The organism is Jiangella alba, assembly GCF_900106035.1.
GTDB lineage: Bacteria > Actinomycetota > Actinomycetes > Jiangellales > Jiangellaceae > Jiangella > Jiangella alba.
In genome coordinates this window covers 2377620-2394411 of sequence record NZ_FNUC01000003.1, presented here as the reverse complement: position 1 = coordinate 2394411, position 16792 = coordinate 2377620, and the positions used below count along the sequence as shown (strand labels likewise).

Sequence of the window (16792 nt, the reverse complement as noted above, 5' to 3'; positions counted from 1 at the left end):
TCTCCCTTCTCGCTCGTTGGTGCCGCCAGTCGATCACCTGCCGGTCGGCGGGGGCAACTGGTTTTCCGCGAGTTGATCTTGGTTGGTGGTCGGCGTAAGATCATTTACATGTTCGAAGAAGCGCTGCTGCCAGAGCCGTCGCCGGGTGTCGACCCGGTGGCGAGTGCTGCGGTGGGCGGCGTGACGGCGCCCGCGGCAGGTGTCGTGACGGGGTCCGCGGCGGGTGGCGTGACGGTGCCCCCGGCAGGTGGCGTGCCGGTGCCCGCAGCAGGTGGCGTGCCGGTGCCCGCGGCGGGCGACCCGGTGGTCCCGGCCCTGGGTGACCCGGCGGTTCCAGCCCCGGGTGACCCGGTGGGACCGGCCCCGGGCGGCCCGGCGGTTCCAGCCCTGGGTGACCCGGCGGTTCCAGCCCCGGGCGACCCGGTGGGACCGGCGCTGGCCGCCGCGCTGGCCGCGTTCGACCCCGGCGCGGCTGACAGTTACGACCTCGTCGAGGCCGCGGCCGCCTGGGCCCGGTTGTCCGCCTGGGTCGCCGCCGGCCACGCGGCCGTCCTGGCCGAGCTCGCGACCCGGGCCGAGCTGCGCCCTCACCCCACCGGCTACCGCTCGGTCAACCCCGTCACCAACACCGCGGTCGAGATCGCCGGACGCTGCCACCTCACCACCCGGCAGGCCGAGAACGAGGTCGGGCACTCCCTGCAACTGGTCGAGGACTTCCCCGGCACCCACCAGGCGCTGGCGGCGGGGCTCATCGACCTTCGCCGTGCCCGCGTCATCACCGACGAGCTCGGCGGCCAGGAGCCGGCCATACGCGCCCGGGTCGAGGCCGCTGTGCTTCCCCACGCGGCCACCATGGACACCGTCGCACTGCGCAAACTGGTCAAGCGGGTCCTGCACGAGCTCGCCCCGGTCGAGATGGCCGAGCGGCACCGCCTCGCCCGCGACACCCGCTACGTCGCCGTCACGCCCGCCACCGACGGCATGGCGTTCCTCGAGGCGCTCCTGCCCGCCGAGGACGCCACCGCGCTCCACACCGCGCTCAAGGCCGCGGCCGCCGACGCCCGCCGCGCCGACGCCGCCGCCGGCGCGCCCGCCCGCACCGCCGACCAACGCCGCGCCGACGCACTCGCCGACCTCGGCTGGGCCGCGCTCGCCGCCTGCGCCCACGGGGCGGCGCCAGACGCGCCGACGAGCGCTGGCAGCACCGCCACCGTTGGCCACCGCACAGCCCAGACCTGCCACGCAGGCACCGGCCGCCCCACGGCTGCCGACCCCGCCACCACCGTCGCGGTCGCGCCCGGCCCCGCCGACCGGTGCACGGCCACGCCCGACACGACCCGCCACGCGTCGGCGCCGGACGCGCCGACGAGGGCTGGCAGCACCGCGACCGTCGGCCACAACGCAGCCCGCATGTCGGCGCCGGACGGGTCGACGGCTGCCGACCAGCCCACCGCCGCCCACCAGCCCACCGCCGCCCACCAGCCCGCCGCCGCCGGCCGGCCCACGACGGCCGGCCAAAGTGACCGTGCGTCCACGCGCTCATTCCCCGGCGAGGCGAGGCCGCGGCAGCGACCCATCGCCGTGCACGTGACCATCCCGTTCTCCACCCTCGCCGGCCTCACCGACGAACCCGGCGACCTCGACGGCTACGGGACCATCCCCGCCACGACCGCCCGGGAGCTCGCGGCCGCCGGGGTCTGGACGTGGCTGCGCACCGAACCCGGCACCGGGCAACTGCTCGAGCACGGCCGCGCGCGGTACCGTCCCACCCGGGCGCTCGCCGACTTCGTCGTGGCCCGCGACCGCACCTGCCGGGCGCCCGGATGCCACCGGCCGGCGCACACCACCGACCTCGATCACGTGGTCCCCTTCGCGTCCGGCGGCGTCACGTCGCCGGGCAATCTGCAGGCCCTGTGCAACACGCACCATCTGCTCAAGCACCAGGGGCACTGGACCGTCGTCCGGGGCTCGGACGGCAGCACGCGATGGCGCAGCCCCACCGGACACCGCTACACCCGCCGGCCGGAGCATTGTCACGGTTCGAGGTGGGACACCGTCGCGGACACCGGATGACCTCATTCGGGCCTACGGTGCTGACATGCACCAGCGACTCGACGGGCGGCGGCTGAACCGGGCGACGCTCGCGCGGCAGCACCTGCTCGGCCGCACCGGCCGAAGGGCGCTGGACGTCGTCCGCGATGTGGTGGGGCTGCAGGGCCAGGATCCGGATCCTCCGTACGTCATGCTGTGGGACCGCGTCGACGGCTTCAGCGTCGGGCAGTTGACCGCGCTGCAGCTGGACCGCAGCGTGGTGCGGGCGACCCTGTTCCGCGGCACGCTGCACCTCGTCGCCACCGACGACTACCTGTGGCTGCGGCCCATGCTGCAGCCGATGCTGGAACGCTGGCAGCGCGGTGCCTGGGGCAAGGCCCTCGACGGCGTCGACGCGGCGGAGCTGGCGAAGGTGGCCGAGCAGCTGCTCGACGACGGGCGGCTCACCCGGCCGCGGCTGAGCCGGGCGCTGGCCGCCCGCTGGCCCGAGCACAACCCGACGGCGCTGGCGCGGTCGGTGCAGGGGCTGCTGCCGGTCGTGCACCCGCCGCCGGACGGACTGTGGCACCGGCACGGCCCGGCGCACATCGCGCTGGCCGCCAGCTGGCTCGGCCGGCCGCTGTCCCCCGGTGTGCCGCCGACCACGCTGATCCGCCGCTACCTCGCCGCGTTCGGCCCCGCCACCGTCAAGGACGTCCAGGCGTGGAGCGGGCTGACCCGGCTGCGCGAGGTCGTCGAGGCGATGCGACCGGAGCTGGTGACGTTCGCCGGGCCGCAGGGCGAGGAACTGGTCGACCTCCCCGACGCGCCGCGGCCCGACCCGGACACGCCGGCGCCGGTCCGGCTGCTCGCGCTGGCCGACAACGTCGTGCTCGGCTACGCCGACCGCAGCCGCCTGGTCGGTCCCGACGCGGCGGCACGGGTCGGGTGGGAGGCGGCCATCCTGGTCGACGGCGTCGTCGGCGGCTTCTGGACCGTCGCCACCGACGACGACGGCGCCGTGCTCACCGCCGACCTGCTGCGGACGGTCACCCCCGCGCAGGAGGCCGAGCTGGAGGCCGAGGCGACCCGCCTGCTGGCCTTCGTCGCGCCCGAGGCCGACCGGCGCGACGTCAGACTGCGGGTCCCGGCCGCGCGGGCTTAACCGAGCGCACGCCCCAATCGCGCGGCCAGGGACCCGCGCCTCCCCACCTCGACGGCGTCCAGCCCGAGCCAGGCGGCCAGCCGGCGCAACTCACCCGCCAGCGCCGCCACGACCTCAGCGGCAGCACGCCCGCCAGCGGCGGGCTCCCCGGCAGCACGATCGCCGCCGTCCTCCGCGAACGCCCCCGGCACCAGCAGCACGCCGCGCGACCGGTCCGCCTTGACGTCGACCCGCGCCACCAGCGTGTCGCCCAGCAGGAACGGCAGCACGAAGTACCCGAACTCGCGCTTCTCCGGCTTGACGTACAGCTCGAAGCTGTGCCGGAACCCGAACAGCCGCCGCACCCGGCCGCGCTCCCACAGCAGCGAGTCGAACGGCGACAGCAGCGCCCGCGCCTCGACCGACCGCGGGACCGGGACGGGCGCCAGCCAGGCCGGCTCGGACCATCCCTCCACGCGCACGGGTGCCAGCTCCCCCGACGCGACCAGCTCACGCAGCCGCGCCCGGGTCTCGACGCCGGGCGTGCGGAAGTAGTCGGCGACGTCGCGGGCGGTCGCGACGCCCAGCCCGGCCATCGCCCGCCGGACCAGCTCGCGCTGCCCGTCCTCCAGCGAGAGGTCCGGCGCGCCCAGTACGGCCGGCGGCAGCACCCGCGACGGCAGGTCGTAGAGCCGCTCGAACCCGCGCCGCGCCGACGCGGCCAGCGAGCCGGCGTCGAACAGCCCCTCCAGCGCGGACTTCCCGTCGGACCAGCGATACCAGAGCAGCGTGGACTCGGCGTACCTGTCGAGGTCGGACCGGTCGCGCCGCGCCTTGTCGGCGAGGTCGGTGTAGGCGAGCGGCCCGCGGGCGCCGACCTCGGCCGTCAGCGCCGCCAGGTACCCGGGCCGTTCCCGCTCCACCCGGTCCCGGAACCGCTGCCAGGACGCCTGCTCGGCCCGCCGGCGCATCCGCCAGCGCAGCGCCGGGTGCAGCTCCACCGGCAGCAGCGACGCCGCGTGCCCCCAGTACTCGAACCCGTGCCGCCGCCGGTACACGACGTCGTCGAGCAGCGCCGGGTCGTACGGGCCGAGCCGCGAGTACAGCGTCAGGTAGTGCGACCGGACCAGCACGTTGACGGCGTCCAGCTGCACCGCGCCGAGCGCCCGCAGGACGGAGCGCACCCGCGCCGCGGTCACCGGCGACGACGGCGCCGGGCGGTCGAGGAGCTGTGCACGCAGCGCGATCCGGCGCGCCTGGGCGAGCGACAGCTCCGCGGCCACGATCAGCCGGCCGTTTCCCGGACGACGTCGCGCGGGGGCTTGTCGTGGCGCAGGCCCTTGTAGGCCGGATGGCGCAGCGTGCCGATGGCCGTCCACTCGGCGAACGCCACCTCGCACACCAGCTCCGGCCGGACGAACACGCAGCCGGGCTTGTCGGGCTGGGCGCCCACGAACGGCGAGCCGTCGGCGGCCAGGGGCGCGAGCAGCGCCGCCAGCCGATGCCGCTCGGCCAGCGTGAACCCCGTCCCGACCCGCCCGGCGTACCGGAAGGCGCCGTCCGATGCGTAGACGCCGACGGCCAGCGCGCCGAGGGTGCCGCTGAGACCGCCCTCGCCGGGCAGCCAGCCGCCGATGACGACCTCCTGGCGCTCGACGTTCTTCACCTTCAGCCAGTCGCGCCCGCGCTTGCCGGGCAGGTAGCGGCTGGCCAGCCGCTTCGCGATGACGCCCTCCAGCCGCTGCGCCTTCGTGGCGGCCAGCATGGCGGCGCCGTCGCCGGGGACGTAGGCGGGGACGGTCCAGCCCGGGCCGCCGGCCGGCAGCAACTCGTCCAGCAGACCCCGCCGCTCCGCGTAGGGCGCGTCCATCAGCGAGCGGTCGTCCAGCCACAGCAGGTCGAACAGGACGTAGACGGCCGGCGCGCCGGTGACGAGCGGGTCGGACAGGCCGGAGACCTCGACGTTCATCCGGGACTGCAGCTTCTCGAACGACGGCCGCCCGGTGTCGTCGAACGCGACGACCTCGCCGTCCAGCACGGCCCGGCGCCCGGCCAGCGGGACGGCGACGCCGTGCACGTCGGGATAGACGCGGGTGACGTCGCGCAGCGTGCGGCTGGACAGCCGCACGCCGTCGTCGGTGACGTAGGCGATGGTCCGGACACCGTCCCACTTGACCTCGAAGCCCCAGCCGCCGTCGTCGGGCGGCAGGCCGGGCGCCAGGGTGGCCATCATGGGGGTGATGGTGTCCGGCCGCGGCATCATGACCGGGAGCGCTTCTCTCGGATCTTCATCGCGATGTCCAGCGGCGTGCCCTCGAACCCGAACTCCTCGCGCAGCCGCCGCTCCACGAACCGGCGGTACGACGGCTCGAGGAACCCGGTGGTGAACAGCACGAACCGGGGCGGCCGGGTGTCGGCCTGGGTGGCGAACATGATGCGCGGCTGCTTGCCGCCACGCACCGGGTGCGGGTGCGCCGCCACCAGCTGGCCGAGGAACGCGTTGAGCTTGCCGGTCGGGATGCGCTGCTCCCAGCCCTGCAGCGAGGTGTCGAGCGCGCGGACGAGGCGGTCGACGTGCCAGCCGGTGCGGGCGGAGACGTTGATGCGCGGCGCCCACGTGACGCGTTCGAGCTGGCGGTCGATCTCGCGTTCCAGGGTGTCGCGCCGCTCGTCGTCGAGGAGGTCCCACTTGTTGAACGCCAGGACGAGGGCCCGGCCGGCGTCGACGACCATCGAGATGATGCGGAGGTCCTGCTCGGCCATGGGCTCGCTGGCATCGACGAGGACGACGGCGACCTCGGCCCGCTCCAGCGCCGACGCCGTGCGCAGCGACGCGAAGTACTCCGCGCCGGACGCCTCGTGCACCCGGCGGCGGATGCCGGCGGTGTCGATGAACCGCCACTCGCGCTCGCCCAGCTCGATCAGCTCGTCGATGGGGTCGACGGTGGTGCCGGCGACGGAGTCGACGACGACGCGGTCCTCGTCGGCCAGCTTGTTCAGCAGGCTGGACTTGCCGACGTTGGGCTTGCCGACCAGCGCCACCCGGCGCGGGCCGCCGTCGAGGGCGTCGAACGACTCGGGCGGCGCGTCGGGCAGTGCGGCCACGACGGCGTCGAGGAGGTCGCCGCTCCCCCGGCCGTGCAGCGCCGAGACGGGGTACGGCTCGCCCAGCGCGAGGTTCCACAGGACGGTGGCGTCGGCCTCGCCGCTGGAGCCGTCGACCTTGTTCGCCACCAGCAGCACCGGCTTGCCGGAGCGCCGCAGCAGCTTCGCGACCGCCTCGTCGGTGTCGGTGGCGCCCACGGTGGAGTCGACGACGAACATGACGACGTCGGCCGCGGCCATGCCGACCTCGGCCTGCGCCGTGATGCGCGCCGCCATGCCCTTGGCCTCGGGGTCCCAGCCGCCGGTGTCGAGCAGCGTGAACGACCGGCCGGCCCACGCGGCGTCGTAGGCGACGCGGTCGCGGGTGACGCCCGGGACGTCCTCGACGACCGCCTCGCGGCGGCCGAGAATGCGGTTGACCAGCGTCGACTTGCCGACATTCGGCCGGCCGACGACGGCGACGACCGGCGTGTAGACCTCGTCGGAGGCCTCGGCGTCGAGCGCCGGCGCCGGGTACTGCTCGCTCACGTGTGCTCCTCGGTTCGGGACGCCACGGCCTCGCGATGGGCCACCAGGGCTTCGCGCAGCTGTTCGGTCGCCGCGTCGAGGGCCGAGCGCGTGCGCCCGCCCGCCGGCAGCGTGACCGGACGACCGAAGACGACCTCGACCCGGGACCGCAGGCCGGGCATCCCACCCAATGTACGTCCTCGGCCGGCGGTTCCGGCAAAGACGACCGGGATGACAGGAGCGCCGGAACGCAGCGCGAACCACGCGAGCCCGGTGCGCAGCGCCGCGAAGTCGCCGGCGCCGCGGGTGCCCTCGGGGAACACGACGAGGACGCGGCCGGCGTCGAGCGCCCCGATGCCGGACTTGATCATGGCGCGGCTGGGGTCGTCGCGGTCGAGCGGGATCTGCCCGACGCCGTGCAGCAGCCAGCCGAGCGGGCCCTTGAACAGCTCTTTCTTGGCCAGCGTGTGCACCGGTCGCGGGCAGGTGCCCATGAGCAGCGGCGCGTCGAGGAACCCGGTGTGGTTGGGCGCCAGGATGACCGGGCCGGTGCGCGGGACGTACTCGGCGCCGGTGATGGTGACGCGGTACAGCAGCCGGGCCAGCGTCCAGGCGGCGTACTTGCCGAAGACCGAGCCGCGGTAGGTCGGCAGGCCGGCGTCGCTCACGTCCGGACCCCCGTGCGGGCCTCCACCAACTTCAGGACGGCGGCGACGGTCTCGTCCAGCGACAGCAGCGACGAGTCGACGACGTCGACGCCGTCGGCGGCCTCGTGGAAGCTGGCGACGGTGGCGTCGTCGGCGTCGCGGCGGACCACCTGGTCGCGGGTGGCGTCGACGGCGGACGCGTCGGCGCTGCCGTGCACCTCGAGCGCCCGCCGCGACAGCCGGACCTGCTCGTCGGCGGTCAGCAGCACCCGCACGGGCGCGTCGGGCGCGACGACGGTGGTGATGTCGCGGCCCTCGACGACGACGCCGCCGGCCCGCGCGACGGCCTGCTGCCGGGCCACCAGCTCCGCGCGGACGCCGAGGTTGGTGGCGACGGCGCTGACGGCGGCGGAGATGCGGCTGCTGCGGATGGCCGCCGCGATGTCGATGCCGCCGACCGCGACCGTCGGGTCGGCGGGGTCCAGCCCCTGCTGCAGCGGCAGCTCGCGGGCCAGCTGCGCCACCCGCTCGACGTCGGCGAGGTCGACGTCCTGCTCCAGCGCCCACCACGTGACCGCGCGGTACATGGCGCCGGTGTCGAGGTAGCGCAGGCCGAGCGCCGCCGCGACCCGGCGGGCGACCGTCGACTTCCCGGAGCCGGACGGGCCGTCGATGGCGACGACGAGGTCGTGGGCGGAGACGTCAGCGGGGGTATCGGACACGCCCAGAAGATTACCGGCCGTCGTCATCACCCGCGGATGGTCCAGCCGCGTTCGCGCAACGACGCCGCCAGCTCGTCCTCGGCGCCGGGCCGGACGTCCAGCTCGACCAGGCCGAGCGGCTGCCCGGCGGCGTGCTCGATGCGGACGTCCTCGACGTTGACGCCGGCCGCGCCCGCGTCGGCGAACAGCCGGGCCAGCTGGCCGGGCGCGTCGTCGACGGCCACGATGACGGTGGCGAACTCGGTGTGCTCGGCGCCGTGCTTGCCGGGCAGCCGGGACCGGCCGTCGACGCCGTCGCGCAGCAGCTCACGCAGCACGGGCTGGCCGGCCACCGGCGCTTCCAGGGCCGTCATGAGGCGGTCGAGGTCGGTGCGCAGCGCATCCAGCACGGGGCGCACGGCCGCCGCGTTCGCCGTCAGGATCTCCGTCCACAGCTCCGGGTCACCGCTCGCGATACGGGTGACGTCGGTGACGCCCGGGCCGGCGAGGCGCACCTCGTGGCCGGGCGCGCCGGCCAGCCGGCCGGCCATCAGCGCGGCGACGAGGTGTGGCGTGTGCGACACCAGCGCGACGGCGGCGTCGTGCTCGGCCGCCGTCATGGTCGTCGGGACGGCGCCGGCCAGCCGGGCCACCGCCAGGGCGCGGGTGACGGCCTGCTGGTGAGTGCCGTCGTCGGGGCAGATCACCCACGGGCGGCCCTCGAACAGGTCGGCCAGCGCGGCGTTCGGGCCGCTGATCTCGCGGCCGGCCATCGGGTGGCTGCCGACGTAGCGGCCCGGGTCGGCGACGCGCTCGCGCACCTGCGTCGTCGGCAGCACCTTCACGCTGGCGACGTCGGTGGCGTACTCGGCCCGGCCGCCGGCCAGCACCTCGCCGACGACGGCGGCGACCGCCTCAGGCGGGACGGCGACGACGGCGAGCGCGGCGGGCCCGGCGGACTCGGCCGCGGCGGGCTCCGGGCGGCCCGCGCCGAGACGGACCGCCTCGGCCAGGATCTCCGGCTTCGCGTCGGCCAGCCGCACGTCGATCCCGGCCCGCGTCAGCGCCAGGCCGAGCGACGTCCCGACCAGCCCGGTGCCGACGACGAGGACGCTCCGGCCTCCGAACGGGTCCATCACCGGTCCGCGAGGTCGTCGCGCAGCACGGTGGTGCCGTGCAGGTACACGTGCCGCATGGCCGAGCGAGGCTTGGTGGTCTCGACGTGCGCCATCAGCCGCACCACGCGCGGCAGCGCCCCGGCGACGCCGATCTCCTGCGCGCACATCATCGGCACGTCGGTGATGCCGAGCTGCCGCACGGCCACGGCCGGGAACGCCGAGCGCAGGTCCGGCGTGGCGGTGAGGAAGATGCTGATGACGTCGTCAGGCGTCAGCTCGTTGCGGTCGAGCACCGTGGTCATCAGCTCGGCGGTCCGCTCCAGCAGGTGCGCGGCGTCGTCGGCGTCGAGCTGGGTGGCCCCTCGTATCGCGCGCACGGTCACAGGCCGACCTCGTGGTAGAGCGCGGCGATCTCGGCCGTGGTCAGCACGCGGAGGTTGCCGGGGCGCAGGTCGCCCATCGCGACCGGCCCGACGTGCGTGCGGACCAGCCGCTTCACCGGGTGCCCGACGGCCTCCAGCAGGCGGCGCACGATGTGCTTGCGGCCCTCGTGCAGCACCACCTCGACCATGACGCGGGTGCCGACCCGGCCCACGACGCGGAAGGAGTCGACCCGCACCGGGCCGTCCTCCAGCTCGATGCCGGCCCGCAGCTCGCGGCCGAGGGCCGGCGCGACGGGACCGGGCACCTCGGCGACGTAGGTCTTCAGCACCTCGTACGACGGGTGCGCCAGCCGGTGCGCCAGCTCGCCGTCGTTGGTGAGCAGGATGAGGCCCTCGGTGTCGGCGTCGAGCCGCCCGACGTGGAACAGCCGCTCGCGCCGGCCGCGGACGTAGCCGCCGAGATCGGGCCGGCCCTCGGGGTCGCTCATCGAGCTGACGACGCCGGACGGCTTGTTCAGCGCGAGGTAGACCTGCCCGGCCTCGGCGGTGGTGATGCGCGAGCCGTCGACCTTGATGACGGCGGTGGTGGGGTCGACCCGGGTGCCGAGCGTGCGCACGACCTTGCCGTCGACCTCGACCCGGCCGGCCGCGATGAGCGCCTCGCTGGCCCGCCGGCTGCCCACCCCGGCCGCCGCGAGCACCTTCTGCAGCCGTACACCCTGCGCGTCGTTGTCGGAGGCGTCAGGCATTCTCAGTGTCACGTTCCTCAATGCTATCGGCGTCGGGCAGGTACGGCGCCAGCGGCGGCAGCTCGTCGATCGAGGCCATGCCGAGGCGTTCCAGGAAGTAGGGCGTGGTGCTGTACAGGTAGGCGCCGGACTCGGAGTCGACGCCGGCGTCGGCGACCAGCCCGCGGGCGATCAGCGTGCGCATGACGCCGTCGCAGTTGACGCCGCGCACGGCCGACACCCGGGCCCGGCTGACCGGCTGCCGGTACGCGACGACGGCCAGCGTCTCGAGCGCCGCCTGGGTCAGCTTGGCCTGCTGGCCGTCGAGGACGAACCGCTCGACGACGGGCGCGCAGGAGGCGTGCGTGTAAAACCGCCAGCCGCCGCCGACCTCGCGCAGCTCGAAGCCGCGGCCGGGCCGGGCGTACTCGTCGCGCAGGATCTCCAGCACGTCGGTGATCTCGCCACGGGACCGCTCCAGCACCTGTGCCAGCGTCACGACGTCGATCGGCTCGTCGACGACCAGCAGGATCGCCTCGACCGACGCGCGCAGCCCCGGTTCGCCGGTGTCAGTCACCTGCCGCCTCCTCGTCGAATTCCGCGCTCACCGGCACGTCCTCGTCGTCGTCACCGGTCCATCGCACCGTCAGCTCGCCGAGCGCGACGACCTGCTCGAACGCCACCGCCTTCTCGCGGTACAGCTCCAGCAGCGACAGGAACCGGGCCACGACGTGCAGCGTCGTGGGGCAGTCGGCGGCCAGCGTGCGGAACGTCAGCACTCGGCACCGGCGCAGCCGCTCCACGACGACGACGGCCTCTTCGCGGACGCTGACCCGCGGCTGGTGCAGGTGCGCCAGCCCGACCAGCGGCGGCGGCTTCGGCGTGAGCACCTTGGCCGCCAGCATGGCCAGCTCCTCCGGGCCCAGCCCGACGACCACCTCGGGCAGCAGCGCCGCGTACCGCTCCTCCAGCCCGACGGCGCGCGGGAAGCGCAGCGCCTCGTCGGCGAAGCGGGCCGCCAGCACGCTCGCGACCTCCTTGTACGCCTTGTACTGCAGCAGCCGGGCGAACAGCAGGTCGCGCGCCTCGAGCAGCGCGAGGTCGTCCTCGTCCTCGACCTCGCCGCTGGGCAGCAGCCGGGCCGCCTTGAGGTCGAGCAGCGTCGCCGCGACGACGAGGAACTCGCTGGTCTCGTCGAGGTCCCAGTCGGACCCCTTGATGTGCGCGATGAACTCGTCGGTGACCTGCGACAACGCCACCTCGGTGACGTCGAGCTTGTGCTTGGCGATGAGCGTGAGCAGCAGGTCGAAGGGGCCCTCGAAGTTCTCGAGGTGCACCTCGAACTTCGAGCTCTCGTCCTGCTCCGGCTCGATCAGCAGGGTGGTGGCGTCCGTCACGGGCGGGCCGGCTCCCAGCGGGCCAGGACCTCGCGGGCCAGCTGACGGTAGGCCGAGGCGCCGCGCGAGGACGGGGCGAAGCTGGTGATCGGCAGGCCGGCGACGGTGGTCTCGGGGAACCGGACGGTGCGGCCGATGACGGTGTGGAAGACCTTGTCGCCGAACGCCTCGACCAGCCGCGACAGCACCTCGCGGCCGTGCACCGTGCGGGAGTCGTACATGGTGGCCAGCAGGCCCTCGATCTGCAGGTCGGGGTTCAGGCGGTCGCGCACCTTCTCGATGGTCTCCTGCAGCAGCGCCACCCCGCGCAGCGCGAAGTACTCGCACTCCAGCGGCACGACCACGCCGTCGGCGGCGGTGAGCGCGTTGACCGTCAGCAGCCCCAGCGACGGCTGGCAGTCGATCAGCATGAGGTCGTACTCGCCGGCCAGCGGCTTGAGGATGCGGCCGAGCGCCTGCTCGCGGCCGACCTCGGTGACCAGCTGGATCTCGGCCGCGGAGAGGTCGATGTTGGCGGGCAGGAGGTCCATGCCGTCGATCGGCGTCTTCTGCACGATGTCGGCGGCCCGCAGCGACGGGTCCATCAGGACGTTGTAGATCGACAGCTCGAGGTCGTGCGCGTCGAGGCCGAGACCGACCGACAGCGCGCCCTGGGGGTCGAAGTCGACCAGCAGCACGCGGCGGCCGTAGTCGGCCAGCGCGGCGCCCAGGTTGATGGTGGTGGTGGTCTTGCCGACGCCGCCCTTCTGGTTGCACATGGCGACGATGCGCGCCGGGCCGTGGTGGTCCAGCCGCTTGGGCTTCGGGAAGTCGACCGGGGGACGGCGCGTGGGTCCGAGATCGAGCTCAGGCTCGGTGTCGAACGGCAGCACGCCCGCGGCGTCCGGCTTCGAGGGTGCCACGTCGTTCAGAGCTCCTCGATGGTCGTTTGAGTGGCCTTCTACGCTTCGTCCTGGGACGGGAGCCTACCTCGCGCGGGCGCCGCCGAGCTGCGGGCGCGCGGGTGCGCGGCCACATAGACCTCACGCAGCTGGTCGACGGTCACCAGCGTGTACACCTGGGTGGTCGTGACCGAGGCGTGCCCGAGCAGCTCCTGCACCACCCTGACGTCCGCACCGCCCTCCAGCAGGTGCGTCGCGAACGAGTGCCGCAACGTGTGCGGGGTGACGGTGGTGGACAGCCCGGCCCGCGCGGCCGCCGTCCGCAGCACCGTCCACGCGCTCTGCCGCGACAGCCGCCCGCCGCGGGCGTTGAGAAAGAGCGCCGGCGTCCCCCGCCCGGTGCCGACCAGCGCCGGGCGGGCCCGGACCAGGTAGGCGTCGACGGCCTCCCAGGCGTAGCTGCCCAGCGGGACGACGCGGTCCTTGCCGCCCTTGCCGCGCAGCAGCACCGTCCCGGACTCCGCGTCGAGGTCGTCGCGGTCGAGGCCGACCGCCTCGGAGATGCGCGCGCCGCAGCCGTAGAGCACCTCGAGCAGCGCGCGGTCGCGCAGCACCCGCGGCCCCTCGCCGGCCGACGCCGCCTCCAGCAGCCGTTCGACCTGGGCCAGCGGGATCGCCTTGGGCAGCCGCCGCGGCGGCGTCGGCGGGCGGACCCCGCCGGCCGGGTCGCCGTCGGACAGCCCCTCCCGGTGCAGGAACCGGTGCAGCCCGCGGACGGCGACGACGGTGCGCGCCGCCGAGGTCGCGCTGAGCGCGACGCGGGACTCGGAGCCCTCGCGCAGGCTGCGCAGGAACGCGGTGACGTCCTCCTCCTCGACCTTCTCCGGCGCCTCGCGGCCGCGATCGCGCAGGAACTCGGTGTAACGCCGCAGGTCGCGGCGGTAGGAGGCGAGCGTGTTGGCGGCCAGCCCGCGCTCGACGGCGAGGTGGTCGAGGTAGCCGCGGACGGCACGTTCCAGCGCGGACTCGGTGGTGTCCATCGGTGGCGGCTCCCGTTGATGCGGCTGCTGCCGGAGACCGATCTAGTGCAGGACCTTCTCCAGCGGGACGGACGGCAGGCCGTGCGCCTCGGCGACCGGCTCGTAGACGATAGCGCCGTCGTGCACGTTCACGCCCTTCGCCAGCACCGCGTCGGCTCGCGCGGCGTCGCGCCAGCCCCGGTTGGCCAGCTCGACGGCGTACGGCAGCGTGACGTTCGTCAGCGCGTACGTCGAGGTGTGCGGCACCGCGCCGGGCATGTTCGCGACACAGTAGAAGATCGACTCGTGCACCCGGAAGGTCGGGTCGTCGTGCGTGGTGGGCCGCGAGCTCTCGAAGCAGCCGCCCTGGTCGATGGCGATGTCGACGAGCACGCTGCCGGGCCGCATGCGCGACACCAGGTCGTCGGAGACCAGCGTCGGCGCCTTCGCGCCCGGCACCAGCACGGCGCCGATGACGAGGTCGGCGTCGACGACCGCGGTCTCGATCTCGTACAGGTTCGACGCGATGGTCTGCGCCTTGCCGCCGTAGAGCTCTTCGACGTCGCGCAGCCGGGCGACGTTCTTGTCCAGCACCGAGACGTCGGCCTGCATGCCCATGGCGATGACGGCGGCGTTCATGCCGGCCATGCCGGCGCCGATGACGACCACCTTCGCCGACTTCACCCCCGGCACGCCGCCGATCAGCACGCCGCGACCGCCCTGTGCCCGCTCCAGCACGTGCGCCCCGACCTGCGTCGCCATGCGCCCGGCCACCTCGCTCATCGGCGCCAGCAGCGGCAGGTGCCCGTCGGCCGTCTCGACCGTCTCGTAGGCGACCGCCGTGATGCCGGAGTCGAGCAGCGCCTGCGTGCACTCCAGCGACGCGGCGAGGTGCAGGTAGGTGAACAGCACCTGGTCGCGGCGCATGCGGTGGTACTCGTCCGCGACCGGCTCCTTGACCTTCAGCACCAGGTCGGCCGCCGCCCAGACGGCGTCGGCGTCGGGCGCGATGCGGGCGCCCGCCGCGACGTACTCCTCGTCGCGGACCGACGAGCCGAGCCCGGCGCCGGCCTGCACCAGCACGTCGTGGCCGTTGCGGACGAACTCGTGCACGCCGGCCGGCGTGATGGCCACCCGGTACTCGTTGTTCTTCACCTCGGTTGGGATGCCGACCAGCACTGGGTTCCACCTCTCGTACTCCCGACGACGCTGTCGGGACGCCGCCCCGTGTGGACCGCGGGGCGAGTCTAGATCGACTCGCGTCGCGCCGTCCTTGTCCCGTCATGACAAGTGAACACCCCCACATTTTCGCTCCGGAACCACGCCTGGCGCGAGGATTTCCGGGCACTGCGGTAGACCTCTGCCATGCGCTTCTACGCCGACCGCCCGCAGCGGCGGAGACGACAGCTCCTCGCCGACGTGCTCGGCCCGTTGTGGTGCGCGGGCATGATCGCCGCCGGGCTGGCCGTCCGGCACTCGATCCGGTCCCGGACCCGCCCGGCCACGTTCCTCGAGACCACCGCCGGCGCGCTGGCCGACGCGCTGGCCGACACCGCCGACTCGATCGCCCGGGTCCCGCTGGCCGGCGACGCGCTGTCCGAGTCGCTGCGGCGGGCGGCCGACGCCGCGGGGCGGATGAGCGCGTCCGGTGCCAGCACGGCGGCCTCGATCGAGCGGGCCGGCGACGTGATCGGGCTGGTGGTGATCGTGCTGGCGCTGGCCGCGGCGGCGTACGTATGGGTGCGGCCGCGGGTGCTCTGGTACCGCGCCGCGTCCGACGCCCGGGCCGTCCTGGCCTTCCCCGACCGCGACGACCTGCTGTCGGCACGGGCGCTGGCGACGGCGCGGCTGCCGCGCATCGGCGGCGGGCTGGTGGCCGGGTGGCGCGCGGGTGACACCGCCGCCGTCCAAGCGCTGGCGCGAGCCGAGCTGGACCGGCTGGGGCTGGACTACCCGGCGGAGCTGTCCCCGTCCTTGTCACCCGAGGGCCACGGCGCGCCGACCGCGCGCAGCGCGTCGTAGCCGGCGCCGTCGCGGGCGGCCTTCGCCGCCAGCACGGCCGCGACCAGCGTCGCGTTCTGCACGTTCCCGGCCAGCGCGGCCGCCACCAGGTCGTCCAGTGGCACCCACTCGACGCCGAGGTCGGCCTCCTCGTGCTCGCCGGCGAAGCGGTCGGCGTCGGGCAGCACCTCGACGCCGCGGGCGAGGAAGACCCGGATCGCCTCGTCCGTCATGCCGGGCGAGGTGAGCAGGTCGATCAGCACCCGCCAGTCGGCGGCGCGGACGTGCCCCTCCTCGTACAGTTCGCGGGCGGCGGACTCGTGCGGCGGCTCACCGTCGACGTCGCGCAGCCCGGCCGGCAGCTCCACCGGCCGCAGCCCGACGGGGTGCCGGTACTGCCGGACGACCAGCACGCGGCCGTCCTCGTCGACGGCGACGACGGCGACCGCACCGGGGTGCACGACGACGTCGCGGACGAACTCGCTGCCGTCGACCGGCGAGCGGACGGTGTCGCTGCGCACCGCGACGACCCGGCCCTCGAACCGGTGCGCCGACGCCGTGACGGGCCAGCGCAGCGGCTCGTCGCGCGGCGCGCTCACCGGGCCGGCCCAGCGAGCGCGTCCAGTGACGTCCAGGCGAACACCAGGACGGGCACCTCGTGCTCGCCGAAGCTCTCGGTGCTGCGTCCGATCTCCTTGCCGCCCACGGCGACGTAGAAGTTCCGGGCCGGCTCGTTGGCCTCGATGACGTCCAGGTACAGCCGGTCCCCCGCGCCGGCGTCCTGGAGCCGGGCCGCGATCTCGGCCAGCAGGCGCCGGCCGATGCCGGAGCGCTTGCGGTCCGGCCGGACGTGCAGGTTGTCGACGAGGCTGCCGAGCTCGGGGTCGTGGTCGACCATGGTGTGCACGAACCCGGCGACCTCGCCGCCGGCGTCGCGGGCGACGACGGTCAGCGTGCCGGCGCGATCGGCGAAGCGCTGCGTCCAGCCGGCGAGGTGGCCGCCGGCGAGGTCACCATCGAGGAACTCGTCGGGCACGTGCCCGCGGTAGGCCGAGCGCCAGCTCAGCGTGTGCACGGCCGCGATGGCCGCCACGTCGTCGTCGCCGGCGAGGTCGTAACGGTAGGTCATG

At 74.6% G+C, this 16792-nt stretch carries 18 protein-coding genes; 3 read left to right on the top strand and 15 right to left on the bottom strand.

Annotated elements, in window-relative coordinates; all coding sequences use genetic code 11:
• Positions 1 to 108 precede the first annotated feature (108 nt).
• Together BLV02_RS13480 and BLV02_RS13475 are read left to right on the top strand one after the other, a co-directional pair.
• Positions 109 to 2073, top strand: a complete 1965-nt coding sequence (locus tag BLV02_RS13480) for a DUF222 domain-containing protein (protein WP_083288986.1) — start codon at positions 109 to 111, stop codon at positions 2071 to 2073.
• Between the two features lie 25 nt (positions 2074 to 2098).
• Positions 2099 to 3196 carry a winged helix DNA-binding domain-containing protein gene (locus BLV02_RS13475; protein ID WP_069113483.1) on the top strand — a complete coding sequence of 366 codons (1098 nt, stop codon included), beginning with the start codon at positions 2099 to 2101 and terminating at the stop codon, positions 3194 to 3196.
• Here BLV02_RS13475 and BLV02_RS13470 read toward each other — a convergent pair.
• Genes BLV02_RS13470 through ald form a run of 13 tightly spaced genes read right to left on the bottom strand, consistent with a single transcriptional unit; the run spans position 3193 to position 14840 of the window.
• Positions 3193 to 4458: a winged helix-turn-helix domain-containing protein gene (locus BLV02_RS13470; RefSeq protein ID WP_216094421.1), complete on the bottom strand. Its 1266-nt coding sequence runs from the start codon at positions 4456 to 4458 to the stop codon at positions 3193 to 3195. The two genes, BLV02_RS13475 and BLV02_RS13470, sit on opposite strands and share 4 nt — an antisense overlap.
• 2 nt (positions 4459 to 4460) lie before the next feature.
• On the bottom strand, positions 4461 to 5408 hold the full coding sequence (ligD, locus tag BLV02_RS13465) for a non-homologous end-joining DNA ligase (RefSeq protein WP_218133502.1): 948 nt from the start codon (positions 5406 to 5408) through the stop codon (positions 4461 to 4463).
• Positions 5409 to 5434: 26 nt separating this feature from the next.
• Complete coding sequence (gene der / locus BLV02_RS13460; RefSeq protein ID WP_069113484.1) at positions 5435 to 6808, bottom strand: ribosome biogenesis GTPase Der; 1374 nt, start codon at positions 6806 to 6808, stop codon at positions 5435 to 5437.
• Complete coding sequence (locus BLV02_RS13455) at positions 6805 to 7455, bottom strand: lysophospholipid acyltransferase family protein (RefSeq protein WP_069113485.1); 651 nt, start codon at positions 7453 to 7455, stop codon at positions 6805 to 6807. The genes der and BLV02_RS13455 overlap by 4 nt, the downstream gene beginning before the upstream one ends.
• Positions 7452 to 8156 carry a (d)CMP kinase gene (gene cmk / locus BLV02_RS13450; protein ID WP_069113486.1) on the bottom strand — a complete coding sequence of 235 codons (705 nt, stop codon included), beginning with the start codon at positions 8154 to 8156 and terminating at the stop codon, positions 7452 to 7454. The genes BLV02_RS13455 and cmk overlap by 4 nt, the downstream gene beginning before the upstream one ends.
• 26 nt (positions 8157 to 8182) lie before the next feature.
• Positions 8183 to 9271 (bottom strand): prephenate dehydrogenase, encoded by a 1089-nt coding sequence (locus tag BLV02_RS13445; protein WP_069113487.1) that lies wholly within the window; start codon positions 9269 to 9271, stop codon positions 8183 to 8185.
• Complete coding sequence (gene aroH / locus BLV02_RS13440) at positions 9271 to 9636, bottom strand: chorismate mutase (protein ID WP_069113488.1); 366 nt, start codon at positions 9634 to 9636, stop codon at positions 9271 to 9273. The genes BLV02_RS13445 and aroH overlap by 1 nt, the downstream gene beginning before the upstream one ends.
• Positions 9633 to 10385, bottom strand: coding sequence for a pseudouridine synthase (locus tag BLV02_RS13435; RefSeq protein ID WP_069113489.1), 753 nt, complete (start codon positions 10383 to 10385; stop codon positions 9633 to 9635). Before BLV02_RS13435 ends, aroH begins: the two co-directional genes overlap by 4 nt.
• Positions 10378 to 10941 carry an SMC-Scp complex subunit ScpB gene (gene scpB, locus BLV02_RS13430; protein WP_069113490.1) on the bottom strand — a complete coding sequence of 188 codons (564 nt, stop codon included), beginning with the start codon at positions 10939 to 10941 and terminating at the stop codon, positions 10378 to 10380. The genes BLV02_RS13435 and scpB overlap by 8 nt, the downstream gene beginning before the upstream one ends.
• The gene (locus BLV02_RS13425; protein ID WP_069113491.1) at positions 10934 to 11761 is read right to left on the bottom strand and encodes a segregation and condensation protein A; all 828 of its coding nucleotides are present in this window, start codon (positions 11759 to 11761) and stop codon (positions 10934 to 10936) included. The genes scpB and BLV02_RS13425 overlap by 8 nt, the downstream gene beginning before the upstream one ends.
• Positions 11758 to 12672 carry a ParA family protein gene (locus tag BLV02_RS13420; RefSeq protein WP_069113492.1) on the bottom strand — a complete coding sequence of 305 codons (915 nt, stop codon included), beginning with the start codon at positions 12670 to 12672 and terminating at the stop codon, positions 11758 to 11760. The genes BLV02_RS13425 and BLV02_RS13420 overlap by 4 nt, the downstream gene beginning before the upstream one ends.
• A gap of 29 nt (positions 12673 to 12701) precedes the next feature.
• Complete coding sequence (gene xerD, locus BLV02_RS13415; RefSeq protein WP_069113493.1) at positions 12702 to 13682, bottom strand: site-specific tyrosine recombinase XerD; 981 nt, start codon at positions 13680 to 13682, stop codon at positions 12702 to 12704.
• A 42-nt stretch (positions 13683 to 13724) separates the two neighbouring features.
• Positions 13725 to 14840: an alanine dehydrogenase gene (gene ald / locus BLV02_RS13410; protein WP_069113494.1), complete on the bottom strand. Its 1116-nt coding sequence runs from the start codon at positions 14838 to 14840 to the stop codon at positions 13725 to 13727.
• 186 nt (positions 14841 to 15026) lie between these two features.
• Between ald and BLV02_RS35645 the strand changes: the two genes are divergently transcribed.
• Positions 15027 to 15683 carry a hypothetical protein gene (locus BLV02_RS35645; protein WP_069113495.1) on the top strand — a complete coding sequence of 219 codons (657 nt, stop codon included), beginning with the start codon at positions 15027 to 15029 and terminating at the stop codon, positions 15681 to 15683.
• Here the strand turns inward: BLV02_RS35645 and BLV02_RS13400 are convergent.
• Positions 15611 to 16261 (bottom strand): NUDIX domain-containing protein, encoded by a 651-nt coding sequence (locus BLV02_RS13400; RefSeq protein WP_069113496.1) that lies wholly within the window; start codon positions 16259 to 16261, stop codon positions 15611 to 15613. The two genes, BLV02_RS35645 and BLV02_RS13400, sit on opposite strands and share 73 nt — an antisense overlap.
• The gene (locus BLV02_RS13395; protein WP_069113497.1) at positions 16258 to 16791 is read right to left on the bottom strand and encodes a GNAT family N-acetyltransferase; all 534 of its coding nucleotides are present in this window, start codon (positions 16789 to 16791) and stop codon (positions 16258 to 16260) included. Before BLV02_RS13395 ends, BLV02_RS13400 begins: the two co-directional genes overlap by 4 nt.
• Position 16792 lies beyond the last annotated feature (1 nt).